Origin of the sequence: Syntrophomonas zehnderi OL-4 (assembly GCF_000983115.1) — a bacterium.
Lineage (GTDB): Bacteria > Bacillota > Syntrophomonadia > Syntrophomonadales > Syntrophomonadaceae > Syntrophomonas_B > Syntrophomonas_B zehnderi.
Genome location: NZ_CGIH01000042.1, coordinates 1 through 3,439, shown reverse-complemented (window position 1 = coordinate 3,439; position 3,439 = coordinate 1). Strand labels below are relative to the sequence as shown.

Annotated in this window: 3 protein-coding genes; all 3 read left to right on the top strand. The window is 47.3% G+C overall.

Annotated elements, in window-relative coordinates; all coding sequences use genetic code 11:
- Positions 1–544 (top strand): thiolase family protein (locus AAV90_RS11735; protein WP_046497810.1); only part of this gene is annotated, 544 nt, incomplete at its 5' end.
- Between the two features lie 184 nt (positions 545–728).
- The gene (locus tag AAV90_RS11730; protein WP_046499348.1) at positions 729–3,128 is read left to right on the top strand and encodes a 3-hydroxyacyl-CoA dehydrogenase NAD-binding domain-containing protein; all 2,400 of its coding nucleotides are present in this window, start codon (positions 729–731) and stop codon (positions 3,126–3,128) included.
- A 42-nt stretch (positions 3,129–3,170) separates the two neighbouring features.
- The coding region (locus AAV90_RS11725) for a thiolase family protein (protein ID WP_046499346.1) at positions 3,171–3,439 on the top strand (269 nt) is incomplete at its 3' end.

The following is a 3,439-nucleotide window of genomic DNA, read 5'->3' as shown; positions in this document are numbered from 1 at the left end:
TGATTATGATGAAGGAGCCAGAGCCGATGTATCCATGGAATCGGTTTCCAAGTTAAGACCGGCATTCTCACCGACCGGCAACGTAACTGCGGCAAACTCATCCCAGACCACCGATGGTTCAGCGGCATTGATCATGATGACCCCGGAAAAAGCTAAAGAATTAGGCTGCAAACCCCGTCTGAAATATGTTGGCTATGCTGTAGCCGGATGTAATCCAGATGAAATGGGTGTAGGCCCAGTATATGCGATACCCAAGGTATTAAAACGTACAGGTCTTAAATTAGAAGACATCGGCTTAATCGAGCTGAACGAAGCATTTGCTTCCCAGTCCATCTATTGCATTAGAGAATTAGGTATCAATCCTGATATCGTAAACGTAAACGGCGGAGCAATAGCAATCGGTCATCCGCTGGGATGTACCGGAGCCAAGCTGACCGTAACCCTGATGCACGAAATGGAAAGACGTAAAGTAAAATACGGCATGGTCTCCATGTGTATCGGCGGCGGCCAAGGCGCAGCCGGAATCTTCCAACTCTGCGACTAAATATATCTTCATAAGTTTATAAATTAATCTCCTTTATTTACCTGAAGGCATGGTGTATACCATGCCTTCAGGCTGTAAAAGGGAAAATGGCTGAAAAAGGCAGATAAGGTATAGGATAGTGTTTTTGCCATGCAAGAACCTAATTTATTACACGCAATGGATAAAAAGAATGGAGGTAAAAAAATTGAAAAAGAGAATTCGGAAAGTCGCAATAATTGGTTCAGGAACCATGGGCGGCGGGATTGCCGCACTATTAGCCGGTGCCGGTATACGCAGCTACCTGCTTGATATCGTTCCCAAAGAGCTTACCGATAAAGAAAAAGCTGCGGGCTTAACGACAGACAGCCCTGCTTTCAGAAATAGAATCGCTGAAAGCAACAAAGCTCTTTTATTAAAATCCAGACCGGCACAGTTTATGCAGAAAGCTGATGCCGATTTGGTCACCTGCGGAAACACCGAAGATCACATAGGTGTACTGGCTGAATGTGACTGGGTTGTGGAAGTTGTCCCCGAAGTTATCGAAATCAAAAAAGCTGTTTTGAAGAATATAGCTGCTAACATCAAGCCCGGAACTTTTGTTACCAGTAACACCTCCAGTATCTCCATCAACAAAATCGTTGAGGATATGCCCTTGGAATTCAGACAGTACTGGATGGGAACCCATTTCTTCAATCCCGTAAGATACATGAAACTTTTGGAATTAATTCCCGGCAAAGACACCCTGCCTGAAGTGGTAGAGTTTTTCGCTGATTTTGGCGAAAGAGTGCTTGGCAAAGGCATCGTTTATGCCAAGGATACCCCGGCATTTGTCGCCAACCGCCTTGGAAACTGGGCCGGACCTTCCGTTACCCAGCTAATGATGGAACTGGGCTTAACCGTTCCTGAAGTAGACGCACTGACCGGCTCAGCTATTGGCCGTCCCGGAACCGGAACCTTTGGTTTATTTGACATGGTCGGCGTTGATATAGCTGTATTGTCAACCCTGGAAGTGCAGCACAACGTAGATAGCCCGGAAGAAAAAGCCATGTATACCCCTGCTCCCTTCCTGCAGAAGATGCTGGACAACAACATGCTGGGTGCTAAAACCAAGGGTGGCTTCTACAAGAGAGTCGGCAAAGAAAAACAGGTTTTGGATGTTAACACCTTCGAATATGGCCCCATCGTAAAACCTGATCTGCCCAGCCTGGCTGCTGCCAAAGCTGCCAAGAGCGTACCTGAAAAAGTAACCGCCTTCTTCGAATCCGATGACAAAGGCGGCCAGTTTATATGGAAACATGTAGCCGGTCTGTTCCTGTATGCTGCTTCAAAAATACCCGAAGTATCAGACGATGTTTTAAACATGGACCGTGCGCTTAACTGGGGTTACAACCATCAAATGGGCCCGTTCCAGCTGTTCTCAGCCCTGGATCTGCCCAAGTACATTGCCCGCATGAAAGCTGAAGGCATGAGCGTTCCGGCTTGGATCGATGAAATGCTGGCAGCCGGGATTACCTCCTTCTATAAGACCGAAGCGGGTGTAGATTACTACTACTCCATTCCTGACAAAAAATATGTAGAAATTGCTGTGAGCCCCTCGGCTATTATTCTGCCCAGACTGAAAGCTCAGAACAAGATAGTATCCTCAACCGCTTCCGGCACTCTGTATGATCTGGGTGACGGTGTACTCGGCCTGGATACCCATAGCATGGCTAATTGTGTAACCGTTGACCTATGGGATACTATAGCCGCTGCCCAAGCCGAACTCGAAAAGCCCGCTTGGGAAGGCATGGTTATTTCCGGAGCCGGTAAAGATTTCATGGGTAATGCCACGGACTTCTTTACTATGATGAACTTGGCCAATGAAAAGAAATTTGATGACATCGATGCCATTTTGAAAAAAGGCCAGAGTGTCCTTAAGGCCAACAAATACAATCTGAAGCCGGTTGTGGTAGCTGCGAAAGGCAAATGCCTGGCCGCTGGCTGCGATCTTATTACCCAATGTTCAGCTGCGCAGGTTTCTGGTGAAACCTATGCCGGACACGTTGAAATCGGTTTTGGCTTGATACCGGCTTTCGGCGGAGTCAAGGAATCTGTATTAAGGGTAGTAGACCGGATTTCCAAAGGTGACAATCCTTTCCCGGTGAACTTTGTACAGCCTGAATTTGAAGCCATTGCCCAAGCCAAAGTTGGCACCAGTGCCAAAGAAGTTATGAAGCTCAGCTACCTGCGTCCGACCGATGGGATTAGCCTGAACGAGGATTTCCTCTTGACTGATGCCAAGAAGCGGGTTTTGGATATGGTTAATGCCGGATACAGCGCACCAGTTTCCAGACCGTTCAAGGCTTTCGGACAGACTGCGGTAGATCTGCTCGTGGTTGGTACCAAAGGCATGATGTGGGCCGGTGTTATCAGCGAATACGACTGGGAAATCCTGTGCAGCATTATTAATATCTATGCTGGTGGCGGCGTAAGCACCGGTATGGAAATCACCGAAGATTACCTGCTGGAACTGGAAAGAGAAGCCTTCTTGAAGCTTATCGGCAATCAGAAGACTCTGGACAGAATTCTTAGCATGGTTACAAAAGGCAAACCGCTCCGTAACTAATAAAACCGGACAGTTGTAATATATATCAAGGAGGTAATAAGATTGAGAGAAGCTGTTATAGTATCAGGCGTCCGCACAGCGGGTGGTAAAGCTCCAAGAGGAACCCTGAAGGATACCAGACCCGAGTTACTAAGCAAACTGTGTATGCAGGAAGCTATTAAAAGAGCCGGAGGCAGTTTTGAGGCCGGCATGATTGATGATATAATTTGGGGTTGCTCCACTCCAGAACAGGTCTGCGGCATGAACCATGCCAGAATATCAGCTATCTATGCCGATATTCCCAAAGAAGTTCCGGCAGTAACCGTTAACCG